Origin of the sequence: Photorhabdus caribbeanensis (assembly GCF_018448885.1) — a bacterium.
Classification (GTDB): Bacteria; Pseudomonadota; Gammaproteobacteria; order Enterobacterales; family Enterobacteriaceae; genus Photorhabdus; species Photorhabdus caribbeanensis.
Genome location: NZ_RCWB01000001.1, coordinates 77,461 through 101,263, shown reverse-complemented (window position 1 = coordinate 101,263; position 23,803 = coordinate 77,461). Strand labels below are relative to the sequence as shown.

33 protein-coding genes are annotated in these 23,803 nt (G+C 47.1%); 3 read left to right on the top strand and 30 right to left on the bottom strand.

Annotation, left to right across the window (positions count from 1 at the left end; translation table 11 throughout):
* Positions 1–18 precede the first annotated feature (18 nt).
* Positions 19–204, bottom strand: coding sequence for a hypothetical protein (locus EAE90_RS00615; RefSeq protein WP_214051819.1), 186 nt, complete (start codon positions 202–204; stop codon positions 19–21).
* On the opposite strand from EAE90_RS00615, the gene EAE90_RS00610 reads away from it, so the two are divergent.
* Entirely contained in the window at positions 185–568 is a 384-nt protein-coding gene (locus EAE90_RS00610) for a hypothetical protein (protein WP_214051818.1), read from the top strand. The genes EAE90_RS00615 and EAE90_RS00610 overlap by 20 nt on opposite strands.
* A gap of 29 nt (positions 569–597) precedes the next feature.
* On the opposite strand, the gene EAE90_RS00605 is transcribed toward EAE90_RS00610, so the two are convergent.
* From EAE90_RS00605 to EAE90_RS00505, 21 genes are all read right to left on the bottom strand, one after another.
* On the bottom strand, positions 598–939 hold the full coding sequence (locus EAE90_RS00605) for a hypothetical protein (protein WP_246550169.1): 342 nt from the start codon (positions 937–939) through the stop codon (positions 598–600).
* A gap of 2 nt (positions 940–941) precedes the next feature.
* Complete coding sequence (locus tag EAE90_RS00600; RefSeq protein WP_214051817.1) at positions 942–2,003, bottom strand: baseplate hub protein; 1,062 nt, start codon at positions 2,001–2,003, stop codon at positions 942–944.
* 4 nt (positions 2,004–2,007) lie between these two features.
* Positions 2,008–2,313 carry a phage baseplate plug family protein gene (locus tag EAE90_RS00595; RefSeq protein WP_214051816.1) on the bottom strand — a complete coding sequence of 102 codons (306 nt, stop codon included), beginning with the start codon at positions 2,311–2,313 and terminating at the stop codon, positions 2,008–2,010.
* The gene (locus EAE90_RS00590) at positions 2,313–2,924 is read right to left on the bottom strand and encodes a phage baseplate protein (RefSeq protein ID WP_214051815.1); all 612 of its coding nucleotides are present in this window, start codon (positions 2,922–2,924) and stop codon (positions 2,313–2,315) included. Before EAE90_RS00590 ends, EAE90_RS00595 begins: the two co-directional genes overlap by 1 nt.
* Positions 2,924–4,936: a lytic transglycosylase catalytic gene (locus EAE90_RS00585; protein WP_214051814.1), complete on the bottom strand. Its 2,013-nt coding sequence runs from the start codon at positions 4,934–4,936 to the stop codon at positions 2,924–2,926. The genes EAE90_RS00590 and EAE90_RS00585 overlap by 1 nt, the downstream gene beginning before the upstream one ends.
* The gene (locus EAE90_RS00580; RefSeq protein ID WP_214051813.1) at positions 4,926–5,078 is read right to left on the bottom strand and encodes a DUF6889 family protein; all 153 of its coding nucleotides are present in this window, start codon (positions 5,076–5,078) and stop codon (positions 4,926–4,928) included. The genes EAE90_RS00585 and EAE90_RS00580 overlap by 11 nt, the downstream gene beginning before the upstream one ends.
* Before the next feature lie 35 nt (positions 5,079–5,113).
* Positions 5,114–5,539, bottom strand: coding sequence for a phage tail assembly chaperone (locus EAE90_RS00575; protein WP_214051812.1), 426 nt, complete (start codon positions 5,537–5,539; stop codon positions 5,114–5,116).
* Positions 5,540–5,541: 2 nt separating this feature from the next.
* On the bottom strand, positions 5,542–5,982 hold the full coding sequence (locus EAE90_RS00570) for a DUF3277 family protein (RefSeq protein WP_214051811.1): 441 nt from the start codon (positions 5,980–5,982) through the stop codon (positions 5,542–5,544).
* 9 nt (positions 5,983–5,991) lie between these two features.
* A complete protein-coding gene (locus tag EAE90_RS00565; RefSeq protein ID WP_214051810.1) occupies positions 5,992–7,455 on the bottom strand; it encodes a DUF3383 domain-containing protein in 1,464 nt (487 codons plus the stop codon).
* Positions 7,456–7,458: 3 nt separating this feature from the next.
* Positions 7,459–8,019, bottom strand: coding sequence for a phage neck terminator protein (locus EAE90_RS00560; RefSeq protein WP_214052024.1), 561 nt, complete (start codon positions 8,017–8,019; stop codon positions 7,459–7,461).
* Positions 7,997–8,383: a head-tail adaptor gene (locus EAE90_RS00555; RefSeq protein WP_214051809.1), complete on the bottom strand. Its 387-nt coding sequence runs from the start codon at positions 8,381–8,383 to the stop codon at positions 7,997–7,999. The genes EAE90_RS00560 and EAE90_RS00555 overlap by 23 nt, the downstream gene beginning before the upstream one ends.
* The gene (locus EAE90_RS00550) at positions 8,370–8,888 is read right to left on the bottom strand and encodes a hypothetical protein (protein ID WP_214051808.1); all 519 of its coding nucleotides are present in this window, start codon (positions 8,886–8,888) and stop codon (positions 8,370–8,372) included. The genes EAE90_RS00555 and EAE90_RS00550 overlap by 14 nt, the downstream gene beginning before the upstream one ends.
* Complete coding sequence (locus EAE90_RS00545; RefSeq protein ID WP_214051807.1) at positions 8,885–9,295, bottom strand: DUF4054 domain-containing protein; 411 nt, start codon at positions 9,293–9,295, stop codon at positions 8,885–8,887. Before EAE90_RS00545 ends, EAE90_RS00550 begins: the two co-directional genes overlap by 4 nt.
* Positions 9,264–9,482, bottom strand: coding sequence for an STY1053 family phage-associated protein (locus EAE90_RS00540; RefSeq protein WP_214051806.1), 219 nt, complete (start codon positions 9,480–9,482; stop codon positions 9,264–9,266). Before EAE90_RS00540 ends, EAE90_RS00545 begins: the two co-directional genes overlap by 32 nt.
* Positions 9,483–9,497: 15 nt before the next feature.
* A complete protein-coding gene (locus EAE90_RS00535; RefSeq protein ID WP_214051805.1) occupies positions 9,498–10,445 on the bottom strand; it encodes a DUF2184 domain-containing protein in 948 nt (315 codons plus the stop codon).
* 10 nt (positions 10,446–10,455) lie between these two features.
* Positions 10,456–10,956 carry a structural cement protein Gp24 gene (locus EAE90_RS00530; protein ID WP_214051804.1) on the bottom strand — a complete coding sequence of 167 codons (501 nt, stop codon included), beginning with the start codon at positions 10,954–10,956 and terminating at the stop codon, positions 10,456–10,458.
* Between the two features lie 10 nt (positions 10,957–10,966).
* On the bottom strand, positions 10,967–12,226 hold the full coding sequence (locus EAE90_RS00525) for a DUF2213 domain-containing protein (RefSeq protein WP_214051803.1): 1,260 nt from the start codon (positions 12,224–12,226) through the stop codon (positions 10,967–10,969).
* Between the two features lie 49 nt (positions 12,227–12,275).
* A complete protein-coding gene (locus tag EAE90_RS00520) occupies positions 12,276–12,809 on the bottom strand; it encodes a phage head morphogenesis protein (protein WP_214051802.1) in 534 nt (177 codons plus the stop codon).
* A gap of 76 nt (positions 12,810–12,885) precedes the next feature.
* Entirely contained in the window at positions 12,886–14,355 is a 1,470-nt protein-coding gene (locus tag EAE90_RS00515; RefSeq protein ID WP_214051801.1) for a DUF1073 domain-containing protein, read from the bottom strand.
* A 210-nt stretch (positions 14,356–14,565) separates the two neighbouring features.
* Positions 14,566–15,798: a PBSX family phage terminase large subunit gene (locus EAE90_RS00510; protein WP_214052023.1), complete on the bottom strand. Its 1,233-nt coding sequence runs from the start codon at positions 15,796–15,798 to the stop codon at positions 14,566–14,568.
* An 8-nt stretch (positions 15,799–15,806) separates the two neighbouring features.
* Entirely contained in the window at positions 15,807–16,526 is a 720-nt protein-coding gene (locus tag EAE90_RS00505; RefSeq protein ID WP_214051800.1) for a terminase small subunit, read from the bottom strand.
* 328 nt (positions 16,527–16,854) lie between these two features.
* On the opposite strand from EAE90_RS00505, the gene ghoS reads away from it, so the two are divergent.
* Complete coding sequence (gene ghoS, locus EAE90_RS00500; RefSeq protein WP_214051799.1) at positions 16,855–17,145, top strand: type V toxin-antitoxin system endoribonuclease antitoxin GhoS; 291 nt, start codon at positions 16,855–16,857, stop codon at positions 17,143–17,145.
* Here the strand turns inward: ghoS and EAE90_RS00495 are convergent.
* The 8 genes from EAE90_RS00495 to EAE90_RS00460 all read right to left on the bottom strand — a co-directional run bounded on the left by EAE90_RS00495 (position 17,137) and on the right by EAE90_RS00460 (position 22,971).
* Positions 17,137–17,331 carry a hypothetical protein gene (locus EAE90_RS00495; protein ID WP_214051798.1) on the bottom strand — a complete coding sequence of 65 codons (195 nt, stop codon included), beginning with the start codon at positions 17,329–17,331 and terminating at the stop codon, positions 17,137–17,139. The two genes, ghoS and EAE90_RS00495, sit on opposite strands and share 9 nt — an antisense overlap.
* 172 nt (positions 17,332–17,503) lie before the next feature.
* Positions 17,504–17,953 (bottom strand): lysis protein, encoded by a 450-nt coding sequence (locus tag EAE90_RS00490; protein WP_214051797.1) that lies wholly within the window; start codon positions 17,951–17,953, stop codon positions 17,504–17,506.
* Positions 17,954–17,962: 9 nt separating this feature from the next.
* Positions 17,963–18,364 (bottom strand): structural protein, encoded by a 402-nt coding sequence (locus EAE90_RS00485; RefSeq protein ID WP_214051796.1) that lies wholly within the window; start codon positions 18,362–18,364, stop codon positions 17,963–17,965.
* Positions 18,361–18,687: a phage holin, lambda family gene (locus EAE90_RS00480; protein ID WP_214051795.1), complete on the bottom strand. Its 327-nt coding sequence runs from the start codon at positions 18,685–18,687 to the stop codon at positions 18,361–18,363. Before EAE90_RS00480 ends, EAE90_RS00485 begins: the two co-directional genes overlap by 4 nt.
* Before the next feature lie 160 nt (positions 18,688–18,847).
* On the bottom strand, positions 18,848–19,366 hold the full coding sequence (locus EAE90_RS00475; protein WP_214051794.1) for a hypothetical protein: 519 nt from the start codon (positions 19,364–19,366) through the stop codon (positions 18,848–18,850).
* A 384-nt stretch (positions 19,367–19,750) separates the two neighbouring features.
* Positions 19,751–20,170 (bottom strand): antiterminator Q family protein, encoded by a 420-nt coding sequence (locus tag EAE90_RS00470; RefSeq protein ID WP_214051793.1) that lies wholly within the window; start codon positions 20,168–20,170, stop codon positions 19,751–19,753.
* Between the two features lie 361 nt (positions 20,171–20,531).
* On the bottom strand, positions 20,532–22,790 hold the full coding sequence (locus tag EAE90_RS00465) for a virulence-associated E family protein (RefSeq protein WP_214051792.1): 2,259 nt from the start codon (positions 22,788–22,790) through the stop codon (positions 20,532–20,534).
* Between the two features lie 4 nt (positions 22,791–22,794).
* Entirely contained in the window at positions 22,795–22,971 is a 177-nt protein-coding gene (locus tag EAE90_RS00460) for a Cro/CI family transcriptional regulator (protein ID WP_149617097.1), read from the bottom strand.
* A 115-nt stretch (positions 22,972–23,086) separates the two neighbouring features.
* Between EAE90_RS00460 and EAE90_RS00455 the strand changes: the two genes are divergently transcribed.
* Positions 23,087–23,791, top strand: a complete 705-nt coding sequence (locus EAE90_RS00455) for an XRE family transcriptional regulator (RefSeq protein WP_214051791.1) — start codon at positions 23,087–23,089, stop codon at positions 23,789–23,791.
* Positions 23,792–23,803 lie beyond the last annotated feature (12 nt).

Sequence of the window (23,803 nt, the reverse complement as noted above, 5' to 3'; positions counted from 1 at the left end):
ACATAGCAACATAGCTGATCAAATATCAGGATTTTCAAAAGAATTGACTGACGTATATTCATTATGCTTTACCAAAGTCCCTTCGATAGTCAGCGTAGCTTTTTCATTGAAAATAAGAATGCTGATAACTCTCAGCAAAGAAATGATCACTCTTAATTTACTGGCATAGGAGCCATTAAACGTTATGTCTAAACCGGTATTCACAATAAAACTCTCCAAAGCGGTTAGTGATGAGATTCTTACTGATTTAAAAAACCTTATTCCCGAAGAAGAAAGAAGAATATCAACTATCGTCAGAACAGGTGACTCTGTTAATGTCGTATCAGTTGTGCAAGCGGTTATTGTCGAGATCATTCATTCAAAACCCGCATGCCTTATGATTGCTTCGATACTGTGCGCATGGATTAAAGCCAAGCATGGGAAAAAGGTCAAAATTAAGAAAAACGGTGTAACTATGGAGTTCAAAAACCTAACATCCGCCGATCTTGCTAAAATATTAGAGCAAGAACCGGGGATTGAGCTGGCTGTGGAAGAAAACAAGGAACATCAGCCCCCTACAGAAAAGTAAGACGCAAAGCCCTTTACGGGCTTTATAGTTTAATCCGCCACTTTCTTACAAGGAAACGAGCCAATAATTTTAGGAGCATCCATCGCGTTCTGTAATAGTTGAACATTCAACCATCTCTTAGGGCTGCCGTTAGGATGAACATACTGAAAGCCGTACATGTTGCCGTTCCGTGCTGGCATGAGGCCCATATCAACTTTCATCCCGTTTTCACCAAGCATTTTTACTTTTTGGGATGTGACAGTCTCGCCATTAATTTGAAACATGGAATCAGGTATTAGATCTAACTTGAAATTCCCACACTGCATAGATACTGTTGAAGCATTGCAAGCTAACGAAGTAGAAGCAATCAACAACATAAACGACCATTTCATTATCACGCACCTCTCTGAATAGCTGAACTTGATAGCAAGTCCGCAGCCCCGCGTGCCTCACACATCATTTCTTGGTACCACGCATTGCCCCTTGTGTCACCAGTATACATAATGCCTCTGACGATATATACACCGTCCGTCGCTATACTCGCTGGTGGTTTAGACACGCCGCTGACGTAAAGGTTCCCGTTATCATTTTCATCCGTCAGCCTGCCACCAGACATCTGGATGTCGGAATTAGGCAGGGACGTTCTATATACCGAGCCTTCATCAAGTTTAATCAGACCGTTGACTTTGATGTTAGGATTGATCAGACACTTAACGTTAACACCAGCCCCAATTGTCTGCTGCGGCATGCCAATAAGTCCGGTTCGACTATTTAAGACAATAGCGTCGTGCACATACATCTCATCTGAAACCATCTCGCGTTTGCCGTCCACGAATTGCCATCTTGCTTTACATTGCCCGGCGATATTATCCATCACATCCCGTGACATACCAAAAAGTACTTTTCCGCGAGGGAATACGGTAGTCGGCATCTCCGGCGTATGCCCCTCAGTAATCCCATAAGGGGCGAACGTGCGCATCGTTAATTCGTTGATATCTGCAACGGTATAGCCCGCTGCAACAGTCTGATTGATAGTCGCGTAAGCAAACGCCTCTTGACCGTCGCAGGCTTGAATTTGGGTATAGGTATCAGTGGGGTTATCACGGCCGGTCAGCGTAAACCGGATATCTCCGCTGAAAATCTCACCGTAGTTTTGGCCGTCACGCTGTCTCGTTGTACCGGGCTCCACGGGGCGGGCTTTACCGACTTCACTCTCAGGAACGGTAGGCGTGATGCCGTCATAGCCCACGATAATTTTTATCTTCGAGAATTCACTGCCAAGAATGCGATTACTGGTATCTTTTGACAGATTGTAAATCTTTAACGTCGCGACTCGCGGGAAACTAATCGTGAACCACTCAATATTAAATATGACTCTAAAATCCGATAAAACGATCCCTTTTCCGTGATCATCCAATAGCATTAATTCAAAGTGACGTAACCAATTCTGACTCATATTTTTACCTCTGTACAAAATAAAGATGACTGGAGAGACCAAGATTTGTGTCTGTCGGGTATTCAGCACTGTCTGCATCATTAACAATGACTAACATTCCGTTGATTCCTAGGTATGGGTATTGTTCCAACAGATTAATACCGGGTATGAGTGGCGCACCCACCAGCAAGGGCACACCCGCATTATTTTGAATATCCATCACCCAGCCAGCTGCATCCCGGTAAATCAGACGCATTTTCACATTCTGATTACCCAACTTTATTGCAAACATTTGATTGCTTGCCGTCAGCGGGATTTCTGATACTTGCATTAACCGCCTCCTATATAACTTCTAAAGGCATTAACGGCACCTTCTTTTATTTCTGACAAAACAGATTCATTGACAGGTTTCGGTGCTTTTGTACCTGAATTCTCAACAGCCGATGTGCTTACACCAGTTTTCATTGATTCCTTTTCTGCCACTTGTACAACCTGTGTAGATGAAATAATCACTTCACGTAATGTCAGCGTACATAACAGCACGTTCTCACTATGCTGGTCTGTCGTGACCTCAATCGCTTTGATTAGCATGTTCTCGTAAGTGCGCTTACCTGTAATAACTTTAAAGGGTTCTCGCAACTCCTGGAGATCAAGGATTTTCTGATAGGTCTCTTTCGGACTTAAGCCCATACTCAGCCCAATTTTAGAGGTATCAACAAAATCGAGAAGCGAGCCGCCACCAGCAAAACCTAACTCCATTGCGATTTCAGCGGGTTTTTTGTATGCATGGTCACTCACTGCCGCCCCGATTTCTACAGGATGTTCGGTAATTTCAAGTGCGTCAGTATGCTTTTCAGCGATAACGACACTCGGCACAAGCAACATACTTTCAGTGCCAAACGACCGGGTTTGTTGCTGAAAAATCGCTGATAGGATATCCATTAGCTCACCTGCTTTTGAAGTTGTATTAAGCGTGCATTTACGCCGTTTTGCTTATTGACAATCTCATCAGCCGTGGCTTTCGCATCAGTGGCCCCATGCACAGTAATATTCGTGGTTTGCTGAACGCTGCCACTGCCTGCAAATGCAGCTTTATTGATAAGTTCACTAGAATAAGGGTTGCGGCCATTTTCGCGATGGATGATGCCGTTCATCATCGCTGTCAGCATTTGCGGGTCCTGTAAATTTAACCGGGCGTTCGGATCAACACCGAGCCACTTTGCCAGGAAAGCGATGTAGCCTTCGGTATCATTTTCTTCGGGTGGCGCATATTTCGTGATAATGTCACGGACTGTGATGAGCCCCCGCTTTGCGTACAACGTTAACTGTCGTGAGAGCGCCCGCAAGCCGTCAAACGCAGTCTCGAACCTCGCAAAACGTCCTTCTCCGTTTTCTCTTGTCGCTCCCCGCTGCCCGGCAAAATTCAAGTTACCGGGGTTGTTGTTACGCAGTCCCCTTTCATCATATTCGGGTGATGGCGGTGGCATAGGCGCACCGGGCATGCCGGGGATATCCGCTGTAACGGGATTGGGTAAGCCGCCTTGGTGCTTGCTAGCCCAATCGTTATTTATACCCAGCCATTGACCAAAATCGCCAATCCCTCTTTTAATTTGCCGGGTGTTATAGTCCCACGAAGACGCAGCACTTTGTTTGATATTGTCCCAGTCACTGTATAAATATCCACCATAGGCTACTAGTCCTAATAGCGGAGCGAGGCGAGCTAGTAAGGGGGTTAATGCAGCGGACACTTTCGCGAATCCCGCCAGCATCTTTACGGCCCATGTCGTAGCAACAATCCCCCCAAGTATCAGAAAGGCATTTTTCCAGCCGCCGACCGCATCAACACCCTTTTTAATCCACTTTCCGATGGTTTTAAACGCACTAACAGCGCGGTCGATATCTTTTTCCCACTTGCTCCAGTCAATCAGGCTTTTGCCACCTTCTTTCCAGGTCTTATAGTCATCATAGAGCAGAAGAAGCGCCCCGATTAATACCGTGATCATGCCGATGGGTGACATCAGGAACGCACTGTTCAGAAGACGCCATGCAACAACAATAGCCCCGAACATGGCAATCAGCATTTTGCTGCTTTCATCCAGTCGCTTCCACCAATCTATAACATCTCCAATACCCTGAACGACTCGATAAACAATCCTGCTAAAGACGTCAGCAAACCATAGAATGCCTTTGATAATTTTTGTCAGTGTCGCTTCAATTTTCGGGAAATTATCCAGTATTTTCTGACGTAACGAGTCGAAGGAACTCGCTAAACCACCAGCCAAATTTGCGCCAATTTTATCGCGTAAGATACCCAGTAGTTCGTTAAAGCCGCGTAGTGCTGTAGTGAATTTATTCGCTTGTCGTGCGGCTTTGTCGGCATTGAACCCAGTTTTCTGCAACATCATCTGATAATCAGCAGTGAAACCCGCTAAGCCACGACGCATCGCCATCAGTGTATTTTCATCAATACCCAACATCTGGGCGTACTGATTAGCCCGATAATATGGCATACTACTCAGTTTCTGGCCGACACTCGCGAGTATGCTCGCAGCATCCCGCATCTGACCCGATGAATCGCGAGTTTGCACACCGAGCCGATTAAGCCAGCCCTCCGCACCGGGATTGTTACGCATGAAACGCGCCATGTTTTCCAATGCACCCTGCGCGGCTTCTGCGCTGCCCCCCATCTGTGAAACGGCGTAACCAAGCGCTTTGATACCTGCAACGGTGGCCCCGGTACGCTGTGACTGCCAATAGAGCTTATCCAAACCTGCTGCAATTTTGGTGGTAAACCCGACGATGGTGAGTGCGGCCCCTTCAACGGCTGCCCCCACTTTCAGCACGTTAGCAGTGACACCTTTCAAAACTGAGTCAAATTTACCCCGACCTTTTTCGTCTACATCAAAACCCAGACTGATAAGGAATTCTTTAATTGTGTCAACATTACCGCTCATGGGTGTCTCTCCAGCGTGCTATGCGGGCCTCGTTATCGGCTTTTAAATCTAACCAGTCATTCATACGTGCGATATCGGCAAGGTCAACCGCGCCGCTTAAGAGATCGGGGTATTGGATATAGCCGGCGTCAACGGGGCGCATCAGATAATCCTCCCCGTCCGGCAGGCAATCGAGTACTAAGCCGCTGGCGGGGTTAGCGTCTCGTTGTCGGGGAGTGCGTGCAAAAAATTTCCCAGTGAATCCCCGATCACTCTCGCGACAAGCTGCAACAATGTTGGTAAATCGATATCGTCAAAATGCAATACCCCCTGAGAGAATACAGCAGCCCACCCTTTACCGTGCTGGCGTGAAACAACAGACAGGCAGGGGTAAAGAATGGCATTGCAATCTTCGTCGCTTAAGTCAGAAACGGCTTGCGCAATTTTAGGCAACGCCTTCTCTAAAGCGCCCTCCATATTTCTATCTTGGGCCATCGCCTGCACGGCGCGAATATCTGATACCAACCCGGCAAGAACGGGCAGCAACTTACGGGATACTTTGAGTTGATCGAACACGCTCAGCTTTGCTGTACGATACTGAATACCGTTAATTTCAAATTCCATCGTTAAAACTCCCCTAATACCTGATCGATTTTGATGCAGTCAAACACCCATGCGACGGTGCCGCCGTCTTTTGCGTTCGTGTAATCAGGCTGTTTCTGAAATGCGCAGCCTCGCGCAGTCGTGATTTCCCCCGACACATGATTTCGAATAACAATCACGTTATTACCCCACGTACTGGATGACAGTGATTGCGCGTTGTAAGCCAGTGACAATTTTTTATTTGCGGGTGAGGTTTTGAGCAAGTTCACAGTGATAGAGCCGGATTTACCCGCATGTAACGAGTGCATCCCTTCACCATCAGCCCCGATAGTCATGGTGTTCTTGGCTTCGGTCATCGTGATGGTGAGTCCTTCTTCCGAAGTGGCTGAACCGTAACCCATATCAATAACCCCGGTTGGGCCGGTCAGGGATGCCGAAACATCCATAAATGAATATGTAGCCATTTTCAACCTTTACCTATTTACATTAATAATGACGTCAGCATAGTGGACAGCACCGGCCAGTTTGATAGCGCACTGAATAACCGGCGCTTTGCGGGCTTCCCTGTCAGCCTGTGCCTGTGTCGCAATTGCCGGTGCATAGACGTAATAACCCTTCGTTAATGTATCGCCGGATTGAATCTGTCCAATGTTCCCACTATTCCAGATACCCGGTGCCACCAGCCCATTAGTGACGGCTTGATCAAGTGACTGCTCAACGTTGGTCAGTAAGCGCGTAACGCCCGCGTCAGTCTGTGGAATTTTGCCGGTACTGGTGTAAAGCAGGTTATAAAGATTGTTCTGAACGTAGTTCTGCAACCAATCCAGACCGTGGCGCTCATCAATGAAATCCCCATTCGCCATGACGCCTTCCTGAATAATGGCCGTGTCGTTGTTGTATTGAACAAACACGTTGCCGTTTTTCCGCTTCAAGGCATTGGCCTGGGTTGCGGTGAGGCTTTCGGCGGTTACGGCCGGTTCCTGTTTAAATTTCAGGGTAATGGTGGTGTTATTGCCGTTGAAGTTAACAGTAAACATCCGTCCGAACAGAGAAGCCACGGTACAGGATTTACCGGATGAATATTGCCAGAGCGTGCGCTGATAGTTGCCCGCTTTCAATCTTGAGCCGATATCGGTATCAACGTCAGCATCTAATGCCTCTGTTTTCTGCACGGTATGTCCATAGATGCGGGAAACAGATGCAGACTCGATGTAATCAGCAACAGAGAGAACATCATCGTCCGTCAGCGAGTCATCAGCGATAACCAGCCCATACCAGCCACTTGACGTAGCACCCAGTGTCGCCACTGCCTCGGCAATGGTTTCTACTTTGGCGGGTTCGATAGCGGTAGCGCCCGATCCCTGATTCAGTTTTAACAAATCACCAATATAAGTCCCTGTCGTTGCTGATGAGACATAGCCAATAGCGCCCGATGCTTGCAACGAAATCACAAAACGGGAGGTATCCCACGTCACCGTGCACTCTTTCAGCTTTTCCGCTACCCGTTGGGCCACGCCGTTAAGATTGGTCTCTTTGCTGAAATCAATGCCGCTATATACCGCTTCCTTACCGTTAATCGCTAATTTAAACGAACCATCCGTAACGGCAGTGAAATTGCTGATGACTTGCTGTTGCTTTGTCAGTATCGCGCCCCGTAAGGCTGCGAACGCTTGATCTTTTACCCATCGACCAATATATAAATCAACCGGACGAGGTGACTGGGAATAATAAAGCGCTGCGGCCTGATATTCTGGTGAACTCAGTCCAAAATCGGCCCCGACGCCATCGATATCGGAATACAAACGTAACCGCTCATGGGTATCAATCACCTGGCTAGCCCCCACAACCAACAGTGAGCCGAAGTTTCGGGATTGTGCGGCACGCGGGGCCATGTTTATCGTGACATTGACGATATTTGAAACAGGTAATCCCTGCATGATTTAATCTCCAAAGAATTTAACCGGCGCGTCCACTAACGATTTAACACCGTATTCACGCACCACTTTTCGCCGTAAGGTGATCGTCATGTCATAACGACGCACCCACTGATTGTTGATGAGTTCCGGTAAAGAAAAGATACGGCTGTAGTTGCTGAGTGACAAACCGACTTGGTTTAACTCTGCGTTGTTCTGACTGACTGTGATCCCGTCGCGGAATTGTGTGCAATGGTGCTGCCCTGATGGACCGTAAAAGGAAACCAGACACTCGATTTTTTCATGGCGCCACAATTCGGTACTTTCATCAGTTTGATTAACGAAAGCGGGATTATCATCTGAAACTATCGATGAAATCCCGAATGCGCACCAGTTAGTATTATTGGCAGGAAAGACACGCGTTTCGTCGTTGGGTTGCCATTTCGGGAACATCATTTTCCCCGACAAGCCACTGACAGCGCTTATCCAGCGTGATAGCTTTCGTTCCACTTCGCGATCATAGTCCGGGGCTGACACCGGGGTAAGCCAGCCCTGTTGGGTGCTGTCATTCAATGGGTATCCCTCCATCAAATGGCAATAGCTCACAATGCGCCTGAACGAACCCGGCCCCGTAAGCTGTATACGGATCAACGGATTTGACTAAATAATCCCGGTTTTGATATGTAACTACATCGCCTGTTTTATCTGTTTCGCCTGCTATCAGTCGTGCTGTTGTGATAATCAGAATATTACCGCTGACGACTTGCCCGGATATTCTCATCTGTGCCTCAAGAGAGCTGTCAACGGTCACTACCCCGGCAAAACCTTTTGTAGTTTTTTCAGAAGTCGCAAACCCATCATCATCGACAATGACCACTCGCCGTGTATATTTCAGCGACGTATCGCAGAAATCGGGATCAAATAAAACATCAGTGACATCAAGAAGTGGCATTTTTATTCCTCACTACATAATTAATTGAGCGCAGCAAGTAGCCGTGAGCATACAGCGGTTTATCACCGGGTATCCCCTGCCTGCGCCGCGCCTCTTTTGTCGCGTCAGCAATTGGGGTCAGTCGATCACCGTCACCGATTACCTTCTTTGCGCCATCACGGGCAATTTGCCCCGCTTCCCCCAGCTCACTGAAAGCGGCGTCCTGCTTGCCTTCAAGCGCAAGCTTTGCCGCCGCTTTCAAATGCGAGGCTGTGCGGTCTTTAGTGTCATCAATACCAAGCTCAAGAAACGGGCGGGGATGGAGCGTGATAGTTTTTCCACCCAGTTTCACTGTTGCGCCCGTAGATTGCAGATAGCCAATTTCAGCATTGTTCAGGGTTTCCCCGTCTTCCCGCGTAGCATTTTCGGCCGGGATACCCACCAGCACGTCCATATTTGATAGCTTTTTGAGGGATTCCAGTATTGCCGCCGCATTGTCCGCCTTGACAGTCAGACCGCTTTTCATAACAGTTGTCTCCCACCCGCGCCGAACATAGACCACCACCAGAAGAACTCCCGGCCATATGCCGTGTTATTCCAGAATCCCGCATCGGGGTTAATGATGCCTGACACGTCATAGCTGACGCTGACTTTATCGACTGATTTTGATGTCGCCACGCCACCCGCTGCCGTATTCACGCCGCCGCTGATAGAAGCACCCGCAATAGTTTTTCCCCTCAACTCAACATAATGCGCGGTGAAGAGTTCAGCCAGATAGACGAACTGATCACCGTGTCGGTCTTGGTCGAGTAGCTTATCTGCCTGGCTGAGATAGAAATTGATTGCTGCGTTGGGGTAGAAAGTTTCGTCGGAAAATTCGGGAAAGTCGGTGCGGAATTGATCAACTGTCGGAAGAAGACTGTTTTTTGCCATTGCCAGCCCTCCCCTTTTTGTCGTCCTGCTCCGGTTGCTCCACAGGATTGTCTAATGCCTGCGCATAGGAAGGGAAAGCCCAATGTCCTGTAACATCATCCGTATATTCGTGAATACCGGTATCAAGCGTGACGGCGCGTCCATCCTCAAAACATAAGATGGCTTTACCTGAAACGAGATATTTCATTTTCATCACCCTTTATCACTGAGCAGGAACATCCAAATATGCAATGGTATTCGCGTACGGCGTTTCAACCTGCCCCAAACGTCCGTAGTAAGTTGTCAGTTGCCATAGTCCGCGATACTCCAGCGGGGTGTTCAACAGGGGTACCAATGGGAAGCGGATATATTGCTCTTCTTGTGTGTAAGCGACCATTCTGTGCGCACCCCGCGCACCGCGCTTAGAGGCCCATTTCATTGAGACAATTTCTAAGGGTTCGCCGTTCTCCTGGAATGCAATGCAGTTGATTTTCACGTATTCCAGTACGGAGATATTTCCTGCCGCCGACACTTTTTTGCTCGACAATAACCCAAACAATTCCGGCGCTAAGCCCACTTTACCCGGACAAATCGCGTAACCGGAAGACACCCAGGCGTCCGTAAGAACGATATTAAAGTCCTGAACAATAACGTCCGGGTCTGTCGTAGCCGTCCACGCGGCGGCGGCGGCACGCGGGATAACCTGAGGGAGGTTCAGTAATCCGCACATGCCTTTTTCCTCATCGCCGATGTATACCTGCTCGTCAACGTCCATGTTGTATTTTAGCTTCATTGCGTCATACTTCTGACTGTCAATGGGGCGCCCCACCTGCATAGCTGAAGCCAATTCGGGCACGGTATAACCAACTTCCATTCCCCATAATTCCAGCGCTTGAGCTGTACGCTCAATATTCAGGCTTGGGCCCGCATTAGCTGTTGACGTTTTGCTGATCCAGTTCTTGCCGTTGGGATTTGAACCACCAGAAGCCGCAAGCGATGTATTTGTGTATGAAGACACTTCATCCGCAATAGAAACGTCGGTACGAAGCGGCATATCACGTGACCACTTGACTGACACAAGAGGCATGTTCAGTGTCTGGTCCCTGCGCTCAAGCTCACCAATAAGATACGCGCCGGTTGAATCAACTGTCGCTCTGTCGATAGTAAACATTCATTATTCCTTAAATGTTGTATGCAATTTCAATGTTGCCGTTAGCGTCGCCCGGCCCCATCACTTCGGCACCCGGCAATGCCGGTGTATTTTTCGCTGTGGCATCCGGTGTCAGCACAAATGACCCTAGCGGACTATCGGCTGTCGCCCCGGCGACGCGCACATAAACCGGATTACCTTTACCGGCTGTTGCAGCCGATGCCCCCACTGACACACAGATATAACCCCGTTTCAGATTGTCGGCAGCGGACCCTACTTTAATACCGAGATAAGCCAGATCTGCCTGTGACTGGATAGGATAGGGGCGAACGAGAATACCTTTCACTTTGTCCACCGTATCGCCTTCCTCAAGCGGGACAAATTTTCCGTTTGAATATTTACCCACCAGCCCGTATCCGCTGAACAATTTATTGGGATCGAAGGTTTCCGGCTGAATAGTCAAGTCACGAGGACGAGTTACAGAACCCGGAATGCCTAGCGGCATCCGGTCAAGATAAGAAATTCCACCCATTGTATTTACCTTATTTGTTACGCTTCCAGACGTTGGCGTACAACTCATTCAGTTGCGCCGGTGTAGAGTGCTTTGATCCAGATGTCGAGTGAGCAGCATCAACAGTTTGAAAAGCCGTGGGATTGAGTCGGTTCTTTTGCCGGTTAATTTCTACAGCGGCGTTAAATACCGCATCGACAGTTGCCTTTGGGGTCTTGGAAAAATCACTGATGCCAAATGATTTCAAGCTGTCACCTGTACGCATTGCATGGTTCAGCACCTGGCGTTTTAGTCCTTTATCGCCCGCAGGTTTAAAGCCGGGACAAATAATTTCCGCGTCAGCAATGATGTTGCGACGGTATGCAGCATCACCAGTGACTTTCGCATCTTCTTCGTCATCTTCGGGGTTACTGTCCGCCGTTTTCCCTTCCAGCGTATCCAGACGACTCGATATTGAGTCCATAAACTTTTGAGCCCATTCCGGTACATCGTTATCACTAGTTTGCTTATCTTTGTCGTCAGGATCGGTGTCCGTCGTAGTTCGCTCCGCAGGCGGTAACGATGTTGCTTGAGCCGGGGTATTCATATTAATAGTGACTCCGGGAATAGCATTCATGCCGTCAGAGGGAAGTTCCGGCGCTTCATCAATGAGTTTATCTAGCGCGTCGTCGTCTTTTGTTTTGATTGCCGTAGCGAATCTTTTAAGCCATGCCATAACAGGCTTCTCCTTCTTAGATTTGAATGGGGATGAGTCCCCGATTGCACAGCGACCACCCGCTCTGCCTTTTTTAACAATGGCGAGGTGGTTTCCTGTAATCTGATATTGTTTGCCCTTACCCGGCGCTATCTGCTTGTATTGCGCGTCGTAACCACAACTGACATCGGTCATACCTGCATTTATTGCATCGATGGCCTCTTGTCGCTTAACCAGCACATCAGCCACCAGCAAATCCGACTTATCGCCTGTACCACGCCGGACGTTTTGGATATGTCCGTGAGCCAGTTCTGAGAAGTTTGAGGGATTGACAAAAACAATGTTCCCTTCATCATCTTCGGGATGATCTAGTGTGACGACCACCCCCTCGAATGACGCCATTGTCTCCGGTGAAAACACTTCATCTTCGGTGCGATAGACGGTAACTAAGCCGCTGGCGTCAGGTTGTAAGTCAATCTCTTCAGGTAAGTATGTCTGCGTGCCCGTGCGGGCAATGGGTACGTCTTTACACAGCAAAGAGCCATCGGCCTGTAGATAGCGTGTCTCTCCAAGCTTTGTTGTAAAAAAATATTTCATGAGTTACCTGCTAATTTCAGGCAATAAAAAAGCCGCTATTTACGGCCTGTTATTCTCTCGGCGGGGGTATGTGAACTTCCGGCCAGCATTTACAATTGGGTAGACACCCCGCATGGCCGGTCATTCCGTCCAATGTGGGCGGATCTTCCCATCGTACAAATTTATCTTTCATCTTCTTATGTGATGGTCGAGTGCCTGCCCCTTCGATACGCCACCAATAACCTTCTGAGCCAACTGATAACGCGCGAGCCTGCGTAAGCGCCGTTGTCGCTCTGCCAATCTCCGTCCGCGCTATCATCCTCGCCCGGCCCGCCGCGACGTTCCCAGACTCCATGATCATTTGATAAAGCTCATCTGGCCGTTCGCCATTGATAACGGCCTGTATTGCTCTATCCTGAATCTCTTTAACACGTTCAGCGGCTTCAAGCGGTAACGACTTCATCAGTTGGATTTGCCGATAAACAATGTCTTGAGTGACCTGCCCAATCGGAGTATTTCCAACAACATCACGTAACCCTTCTGATATTTGCTGAGACACAGAACGCCACTGGTGCCATTCTTCACCCTCTACTTGCATGAACATTTTATGCGCGACAGAAGTAATCCAATCATCAATGATTTGCGAGTAATCGATGAGATGACCCGATACTGTATCCGCGCTAGCTTGAGAACCATCGTAATAACCAGTGACGATCTGATTTATTTGGCTGACTATCGCCTGTAAGCTTTTGTTGTATTGAATTTCCGAACGACGGCGGAGGGCCGGTTTCAGATTCAGACTCCTCCCAGAGCGTTTTTGCGCTTTCAATGTCTTCATCTGTGATTGAACCCCCGATGCCGATCACATCCGCCATGTTACGTAAATCCGTCATAGCGGCATGTATCGGTAAAATCTGCCGGTCAACAAGCGTTCCTATTGCGGACGCTACGTTGTTCGCCATTGTTGCCCGGTCTGTGTCTGACATTTCCCAAAGTTTGTTGAACTCAAACGTAAAATCATTGGGAAGCGGCTCGCAAAATAGTGACCGATGCGAGATATCCAGCAACCATCTCAATGGGCGGCGGAGGCGTCTTTCTTGCAATGTATTAACACGACTGTAATAGTTCTCTAAGTCACCGTCGCCGGTACTGAAACCAGACGGCGATTGACCAAATAAGCGAACTAATGGGATACCCGTCGCGCCAGATACTTGCTCGGCAAACCGTAGGATCACATCTGCAATACCGGCAAACGTGTAGCTGTGCGTCTGAAATGTGTCCGACGCGTCCATGAGCGTCATACCTTCGATTGTCTGGAATTCGCGGATCATGTCCAAGTGCTTCATGAGACCATCTTTCAAAGAGCACTCCCCCATTGCGAGAATTTTCCTAAGCCCGTCAATGCTATACGTCCGCAAATGCGCTTTGTGAATGAGTTGAGTCGTACCTACAGTTGCTGTGTCGAAAGCCTGAACGCGCTCGAAAATGCGCTCTACAACTGACATCCCCCAGCCGTTTTCTGTCTGTGCTTGCTGAAATGGCAGCGTGTCGCCTTCCATTCTGATAACGCGGGAATGGTGAATCTTCCAAGGCGGAATACCCTGTTGATTAATTACCACGTTATAGAATTGGGGTTTTCCGAAGTGCGGGCCGTACTCTTTTACTAAGTCACTATCTGTTGGTTTAACCATCCACCGATCGAGACACAGCGTGCCCTTGAACTGCCCCTCACCAATCGTCTCAAGGTTGAGAGGCGTTGACGGGTCTTGTCCGTCAATCAGTACCACCAGCAGAGCCCCGCCGTAGAGCCGCGACCATTTCAACGTGTTATTGAGTTCGTCCCAAATCCCGATATCTTCCCAAAACGTCTCAAGCCTTCCTTTCGCATCCGGTTTCATTCGTGAGCTGATTGATATGCCTTTGCGAGTCATATCATCAGCCATCGCATCAACGCCCGCGCCGATTAAGAAGGAGCTGCGATAGCCAAACTCGATCTGCACTCTGTTGCGCGAGATGTAACCGGGAATGTATGTACCCCCGGTTTGAATGTTCGATGTATACCCACCGAGTTTTGCAGTAAAGTTATTGTACCCGTCAGCAGTCCTCCTAACGGGCTTTTTTGCACCGCTTCGGCGGTTTTTACGGGTCATAGCTTCCTCACTGAAATTTGTTAAAATTCAACATAATGGCTCTTAAGCGCACTGCGCGATCAGCACTCATCACCCAATAGCAACAAGATGTTTATTTATCAGGGTCTTCGATTCAAAAATGACGAAAATTAATTGCATAAATCGTGCATAAAACAGGGGTAAAAATGCATAGCCGTTTTTGGGCTCCAAACGGCTATTTTTGACAGTTTTCTATTGTTGCTTTCCCAATGCCGCCCAGACGCCCAAATCACCCTCGCTGGTGATATAACCATCCAGCGAATAACGTACCGCATCCCATAAATGGTTATGTTTGTCGAGCACCACCGGCAGGACTTCACCGGTCAGTCGGTCAGTCTTGTATGAATAGAGTCTTGCCTCATCAATCATGTGCTTACAGCGTTCATGAATAATGATTTCTTCAAACCCTTTTAGGTAAGTGATCCCATCCTCAACGCTCCCCGGCCATTTTGTGGCACCATCGATAACGAACCCCTGGCGTGATAAGTAACTGATAGTTTCCGGTCGGCTACTGTCCCCATGAATGGGCCATTTACGAGAAAGCGGCACCGAATCATAGAACTGGGGCATTTCATCTAATTCAACGCCTACCCCATAGGCTTCATATTCGATATATAGTTTGGTACCAATAATGAAGCAGCGAACCAGTGTGGACGGGTCATTAGCGAAACCAAAGTCAGCTCCATAGAAAAGCCGGTCGGCTTCTAGCCATAGCTCATCAGAAAATGCTTCAACCCGGTATTTTCCAGAGAAAATAACCGCTTCACTGAGTGCTTTTGGTAATCCAAGCCAAATATGCTCATACGCTTCATAGTCGATGCGTTTGCAATATTCCATTTCCTGCCGGAGTACGTCAGGAAAAAAGGCATTATCACAATAGTTAACTTTTCGAATAATAACGCCGCCGTCAGGGGGATCTTCATGATGCCGGGTCATCAGTTTGTATGTCGGGTCCTCTTCCTCGCGAGGGTTGAAAGAAACCCAGACTTCGGATTTATTAGCACGTACAGTTGGCCCAAGAATATCCCAACTATCTTGTGAAACAGTCTGGGCCTCTTCAACCCAACAGATCTTAATGCCATGCATCGACTTGATGCTTTGAATGTTGTTTCGAAGACCTTTAAACGTGAAACGAGTGCTATTCCGACCTTCAATCTCGTTGTTTTTGACCTTATAGAAGTGGGACAGTCCAAGATCAATGATTTGTGCCTCAAGCAGGGCAAGAACAGAATCATTGATTGAGTTCTGGAATTCACGGGCACAGAGAATCGTCATTGGTTCTATAGCACCCAACAATACCAGTGCACGAGCGATCTCTACCGATTTGCCACCACCACGCCCGCCATACGTCCAACGCCAGCGAACAGAACCTAATGCTCGGTCATATAAAACTTCTGTCGCCCAGTCACTACTAAAGGCGTACAGAACACCATCTATGATGACTGGGCTACCTGTTTTCCCTCGCGCAATTTCTCCATGTGAGAAGCCCAGACATCAGCAGGACAATTGGCGGGAGTGACAATACAGACTTTGCCATAACTCAGGCCAGCGAGATCAACATTGACCTCAGTTTTATTGCTGCTCATGTCGATACCGGTAAGTTGCGCAGCGTTCTTAATGTTCGGCGCAACCTGTCCGAACTTCTTATCTGCTAACGCTTCCTTCCCAGCACGAAACGACAATTCAGCCAGGTGTCCAGCATTGAATGAAACAAGCAACGCCGCTTCGTTTCTCAGTTCTCGAATGCGGGCTTTTATTTCCGGTCTGCGTATCAATATGGATGATTGAGAATCAGCACGGGCTGGAGAGTAACCCGCACAAATTGCCGCCTCTTTCATCGGCATACCCGCCGCTATGTTTTGAGCAAACTGTTCGTATTGCGGCTTTAGAATCCCTGCGGTTCCTTGCGAACTCTCTGCGAACTTTTCAGACTCCAAGATATCACTGGTGTTACTTGCTACCTGACTTTCCGCTTGGTTCGCATCAGGTTCGCACTGCGTACTTTCAACAATAGTGCGAACCCATCCCTCAGTTTTCGCTCTCTTCCGAATCGCTGCATCACTAATACCGTGTTGTTTGGCAATCTCCCTGATTGAGAGAAAGCCAGAACGGTAATCACGCTCTATTCCCTCCCAGTCAGTATTTTTTGCCATTTCATTCCCTCAAAGTAAAAAAGGCCGCCTAAGCGACCTGTTATCTGGTTCTCCACCATGCCCACGCAGTAGAAATACCCCAGCACATTAGGCCGTACAGAAAACTACCCCATGTGCCGTGCAGCATGAGCAAGAAGCCCCCGATTATCGGGGTTATCCAGCAATAGAATTCAAAATCGTTCATGTTTTAATTTTCCGGTATTACTGCTTCACCATTAACGATATGCCTGTTTTGTTAACCCGCTCAGGCGGCGCGGGTTTCTCACTTTCCACAGTCAAGAAAAATTGATATGTTGATCGGCCCACAGTCAAACGCGGAGTAACCAAAATGGCTAATTACTTAGTTAGAGTAGAAATATATGATGCCGATTATAGTGACTATGAGACATTACATAAGAAAATGTTGGCAATTGGTTTTTACAAGTACATTAAATATTCGGACGGCAAGTCTCACGATTTACCTAGTGGCACATATTTTGGTAAATCTTCATTATCACCAAGTCAGATAAGAGATAAGGTGAAATCAGTAGCAAGTCCGCTATCTAGTAAAGATCCCTCTTTATTCGTTTGTAAATTCCAAGCCAGTGAGTGGTCGTCTTTACTTTACGCTTCAGAATGATTCGTTACATTCAGCTCTAGGCTCTTCACTCTCCAAGGCCACAAATGCTTTTCTTACATTGTGGCCTAGAAATCTAATCACATTAGGATCTAAACCAAGTTCATGTTGATATTTCATTCTCAGCATATCTGCTAATACTTCACGTGCTGCTATTTGTGACTCAATTGTTAAGTCTTCAAATTTCATTTTAAACCCTCGCTAAACCGGAAACAGTTGTAATCAGAACTTTGTGCTACATGCTGAAATATAATCCCGCACTATTTTGAGACCACCAGCATCTAAAACCTGCATAAAACTCTGTCAAAGGCACTTCATGAGCACCTTTTGTAGAATTTTATAAAATGACTAATATCGAACATTATTGACACTGAGTCTTGATGTAGTCTTGCAAGTACTTCGTTTGCTGTTCGTTCTCAACAATCATTCTTCGGAGATCGAAATAATCTTGTTCAGCTGCTGGGTTAAGTCGTGGGGGGGCTGCATCATCCAAGCGGGAGGAGGAACCGGCTTCACTCTTTGGACAGGTGGCCGCGACACGCAACCGGCGACGACCGGCAGTAACATCGTTGCGAAGCACATCAATTTCAGATTTCGCATGAGCAAGCTCCTTTGTATGCTGATTATCCAGTTCAGACAGGAGCCTTATCCTCTCCTGCTGATTAACGATTTCATTCTGCTGCTCCAGCAACTCACTCTGTAGCTTAACTGTCGTATCAAGCTGTTTGGTATACTTACCGTAATAGTGGTAAGCCACCAGCGAGACAAGCGCTAGTGCAATAACAGTATAACCATGAGAGTTAAACTTCATAATAGCGCTCTACAAAAGTGAAAAAGCTTTATCAATGACCGCATTGCTATAAGGCTGACTACCATTTTCCATGGTAATAACGGACTTAATAAGCTTTGTCATAAATTCTTTATTAAATACATCAACAACCTGATCACCCGTCACTTCCGTGTCTTTGCATACGTGGTTAATATAAGCACCAGTATTATTTTCATTATGGGGGGCCCATCGTGAAATGATACCTTTTATGGTCTTAAGGCCATATTTCCGATTGTAATTATGCAAAATTTTAATCATTGCCCGAATACCATATTCAGGGCTGACAAACTGACAGAAAGATTTGTCAGTACGTTGTGATTCCGGCACTAAACCTTGCCAGTCATCACCCCAACGAATGTTGCCAGGGTTATTATTTCGAATGCCTCTAGTCATTCTTTTATTCCTGCTTTGTTATTCAAGGTCCCACGCATCAATTGGCCGAAAAAATCAGTTCCCAGATAACCAATAATGACACTGCCGATGTAAGCCAGGTCTGTGCTCAGATTTAAAAAGACGAGCAAGTCACGAATGAACCATGCAATCATCGCGCACATCATCGCGTCAATAATCGTCTTCCAGAACTTACCACCGTTATATCGACCCCTGAGGTAAGCCATTAAACCGGCCAGTGCCGCCCCTATACCTTGTTCTTTGACTGACAGCAGCCATAACCATAGCTGCATCCAAATGTCAGGCTGCTTGTCCATGAGTTTCATATCCACCCCCATAAAATGGGCGTCCGTGGGGTGAACTATGTTACCCCTGTGAGTTGTAGTTAATTAAAGACGCCAACCGCAACAAAGATTGGAGTGTTGAGACGTTGCGGCGGCGAAATGAAAAAGGCCGCTTATACGACCTTGATAATTCTGAAAATTATTAATCCAGCTTGGGATCATCTAATCCTATATGAATGACTGCCTTAATTGCCGAAGTCACTTCAAAAAACCTGTCTGTCACAGTGCCTTTTGGAATAGTGAACTCATGAGCATCATTTGCCACACTGACATGCAAAAGTGAATTTTCATACCATAACGATATTGAAACATAATACCAATCACCTACACGCAGCGTATCATTCACCATCGTTCCAATTTGAAAATTAAGCCTGTAATCCTTATCCAAGTGAACTACATGCGCAGGACGATATTCAAGATCTCCTTGCTGATTTATGATGCAAGAACGTACATATGGCTGCTCTACACCCTCTTTACCTTTCCATGATGATGCAGGGAGATCTAAGGATTCATAATATTCTTTCATTAAATCCTGAGCATCGCTTTGAAGACGTTCTTTTCTGGCTTTGTATTTCTCTTGTAACAGTTTGTGTTGAGCGCGAATATCAGAATAAGTAATTGACATGCCTTTCTCCATAAATTCCTGATTACGAACCAGCATGATTACCACCTTTAATGAAAAATTACTATGACATACATACAAAAAAGGCCGCGTCAGATCGCAGCCCTTGAAGTGTTGCCGGGTATTTCACGCCCGCCGAAATGGAACAGTTGAAGCAACGTGTTGCTGAACTTGAAGCTTATGTTAAAGCTAACCCAGGCGATAAATGCCCCAAGTGTGGTGAACTAAATTACAGGCTTGACCGGACGGAACCCGATCATATGTTCGCAGATTTAGGTGTTCAAAGGGATGTGTACCAATGTGCTAAATGTGGTTATGAAACTTTTAAGCAGCGCTCACTCAGCTAAGCGTTTAGTAAAGCGCAAAATGCAAAAAGCCTCGCGGGAAGAGCGAGGCTTTATTCAGGGTGCAAGAAACCATTTTTTACATATTAACACAGTTTTTGCGGGCCGCACAAGGCTTTTCCGTATTAACTTCATGGTCCATGTCAAGTTCAATATCAAGCATCTCAATGCACCCGGCAATAAAGCTTTCAGCGACTTGCATCATGCGCCTGACTTCACGTTCGTTGCAATCCAAATGACGCGCAATGGAACGCTTTGACCAGCCATACATGTAGTACCGCTCGATGCAGTCAAGCTCGTCTGCGCAGTCAATCACGCGCAGGCGGGCGATGCACATGTCAATGATTAAACCGTCTGCGTCAGAGCACGACGGCTCTCGTTGTGAATGCACAACACGTGGCAGACAGCTAAAGCCAGCGGCAACAGGCGACCAGCCCACGCCGGTGAAGTTATTCGCCCAGCATCCCCATCTTTCAAGTACTTGTTGAATATCTCGCATTGCTTTTCACCTGTATTTTTATGTAGTTTTCTCGATTTGCTGCGGTTTACATCGTCTCGCGTTCGTGCATACAGAATTGGAACCACCTCTTTAATAACCTGGAACCACCTTAATTTATTGATTTTAAATGCAATTATCTCTTTGGAACCACCGGACCCGCTATTTTCCTATTGTTATCCTTTAAGCTACTTATATATATAATGGGGTTCTTTACTAAAAGGTGGTTCCGGTGGTTCCGGTGGTTCCAATCCATACTGTATGCGCCTTATAGTGGAACCACCTCAAAAATGTAGGTGGTTCCAAGTGGTTCCATAAACCCCAGCATTCTTCGCAAAAATCGTCCCTATAACAAAAATCTTTATTAAAAGGTGGTTCCGGTGGTTCCAGCGGGTTCCATATTTTCCCAAACCTTACATTTTTTTCCATCAACCCGACGTTGTATACGTTTGTAACCACAATTTTGTAAAACGCCACTTATCCGCATCTCTTCGCGCTTACCGATACGCGAAGTGTCAAAGTTCAGTGCTTCTCGCAAAACGTCACTTGCGCGTAGAAACTCCCGGTCACGAGGCTTTTCCCCTGTCATTACGTCAGGTTCATCCAGCCAACGGATGACGGTTTCCAGCCATACGTCCTTAATCATGTACTGCTCGTGGACTTCGGTAGCGAGGCATTCCGCGGTTTGAAAAGCAACCCCCGACTGGTTGAACAGTTCTCTCGCTTCAGCCCACAACTGCAATCGGTCTTCGCGTATTGCATCGACATTGACTTTCTTCACCCTGACGGGGAGCCAACGCCTGTTACCCGTATCGTCAGCTAGAAATTCATCCTGATTCGTGGTACCGATAAACACGATACGGCGAGGGAACTGGGTGGCAAACTCCCGGTATTTAGGTATCCAGTTTTCGTGCGTGCGAGAAATAAACGCTTTGATGGCTTCAAGTTCTTTTGTATGAAGTCCGCGTAATTCACCGATTTCACCCACCAGTCGGCCACGCATTTTTCGCGCAAGGTCATCTTCTTTTTCGCCTAAAGCTATTTCGGTGAAAAATTCAGGATCGGGTGACAACGCCGCAACGCCAGTTGATTTACCGCAACCCTGCGCACCGACAAGGATCGGTACCATGTCGGCTTTGCAACCTGCGCACATCACACGCCCGGCTAGCGCGGTCCACATATACATTGAAACCGCCCGGGTATATTGCGAATTCTCGGCGCCGAAATGGGTATGGTAAAAATGCTCAACGCGGGGTGTACCATCCCATTTCAATGTATTCAGCCATGTAATCGCGGAATCAAAAGGATGCTCATCGGCGGTTAACAGCACGACATCCCTGATTAACTCCCGGCCGACTGGCTTAAAACTTCGCTGTTCTAAGGTAATGCGTAATCGTGAGTAATCTGCATCACTAAAAGTTTGCCATTGCTCAACCCCTCTTGGCGTAAACATGATCTCATCACGAAACTGGTCAAAACGAATTTGTAAGCCGCAAAAATCGGGCCGTGCTACGGCTTTGGCGACATTATCAATCGTTGATTCAATCTGTCCGTACTTATCACGCTTTAGCGCGGGCAAGGGCGCGGGTTCGTCGTCATCCGCTTCGATAACGTCGAAATCCTGCTCACCAACGGCAACCGGCATCCCGCGTTCTGTCGCCGGGTTTTTCCAGCCGGCTTTTTGCGCCAGTGCAAAGATTGATGTGAACTCGGTACGCTCCGCGCGTAATGCGTCAGAATCCCATTTAGCCGCGGCGGAATCTGGATCTGAATTCGTTGCCGTAGCGGACCATTCAAGCCACAAACCCCGTGCCTGGTCTTCGTATTCTGTAAATTTGAACCAGGCTAATCGATTACCCATGTCTACCCAGCTAGGATAAGTTTCGGCATGGGTAAGTACCGATGGATGCCACAATGCGCTGCGCAAATCGTCAAAAACATGGTCGTTAAGCTGATGTAACTTGACCTCCCTGTCAAAGCTATCTCCAGTGGGTTGAATAACATGATTTTTGTCATGCGGTACTGACGCCAGTAAAGTATCGACATCAACGGGCACGCCCCGAAACGTTACGTTTTCTGCACGTTCATCGGGCAAAAACAATATTTGTGAAGGCTGGTAAACGCGACGGTCCCAAATAATCGGTGCATCACAAATCAAATCGTAGCTGTCCATCAATAGCGCTTCAAATGCACTACCAACGCGTAGCAGCTCATCGGGTAAAACGGCGCGAGATGCGGCTAGCACAATCCGCCAGCGCTGTTTACCCTCCGCCGCGTGATGTAAATGACTGGCAGTCGTGTAAGCAAAGCCTCTGAAATCGATAAGAAAGGCTTTTACTGCCTCCCACCCTTCTGTTGTCGTACCATCTAAGTCAAGAGAAAGGTAACAACATTCAGCGACGTTAGTTGCCACTCTGCCGACCGCGCTATCAATGGGATAACGCCAGATATACGGTAAGCGTTTCTTTTTCTTAATCAGTATGGCTTTGTCGTCGCTATCGTTAACACCAATAGCGGTTTTATCCGTTAGAACGGTATGTTCAAACGTATCAAAATCGGGTACAGATAGTGGAAGAGGCTGTACATCAACCGCATTCATGCCCCGTGAGTAGCGTATCTGCATGCCGTTACGCCTCTTTATGATTTAACAAATGCTTTTTATTCTTTAGTAATTTCTCGATCTGTAATGCTCTTAACTCGGGGATATCCTCTCCCCACTGTGAAACAGCTCCTTTTGAGACTTTTAGCAATCGCGCCAATTTGGCTTTACTACCCGCCAGCGCTATAGCGTCTATTTTCTTCATCACGGCTTCCTTGGAATGTTTAGTCAAATGTAAGGTTAAGAAAACTAAACGAACAAGTCAAGACAACGTTACAACATTTAAGTTAAGCTATCTAAACTAATTATGAGGCAATGACATGAAAAACGAACGAATACGTCAGTCAAGACTGAAGCAAAAAATTACGCAAGAAGCCCTAGGAAAGCGAATAGGCGTAACAAAAGCGACAATCTCACAATGGGAATCCGGTGTAACTGCACCAAATGGCAAAAATCTAGTTAACCTCGCTAGAGAGTTAAGTGTAACAGTGGATTGGTTACTTGAGGGAGTGGATACCGATGTAAATAATCCCCCTGAAATCGTTGCAAATGCAAGTGTAATCGCGGCATTTGATTGTGGGAGTGACGAGGAAACACAACTCAATGAGGATGAAATAGAAATGCCATTTTTCAAAGAGATATCGTTATCAACGGGAAAAGGAAGTACTGTTGAACTTGATCACCGAGGAAATAAATTACGATTTGCTCGCTCTGCGCTTCTCAAAGCAGGCATTGATCCAGAGCATGCAGCATGTGCCTATATCACTGGTGATAGCATGGAACCCGTATTACCAGACGGCGCAATTGTAGGTATTGACACTACGAACACAACTATCAAAGACGGTAACATGTATGCTATAGAGCATAGCGGTATGCTCCGTGTGAAAATTTTATATCGTGTTCCTGGCGGGATACGCATTCGTTCGTATAATCGTTGCGACTATGCAGATGATGAGTGCATAGGTGAAAAAGCAAACGAAATTCGTATCATAGGTAGAGTGTTTTGGTACACTGTTACTCTCTAATTCTTTCCAACT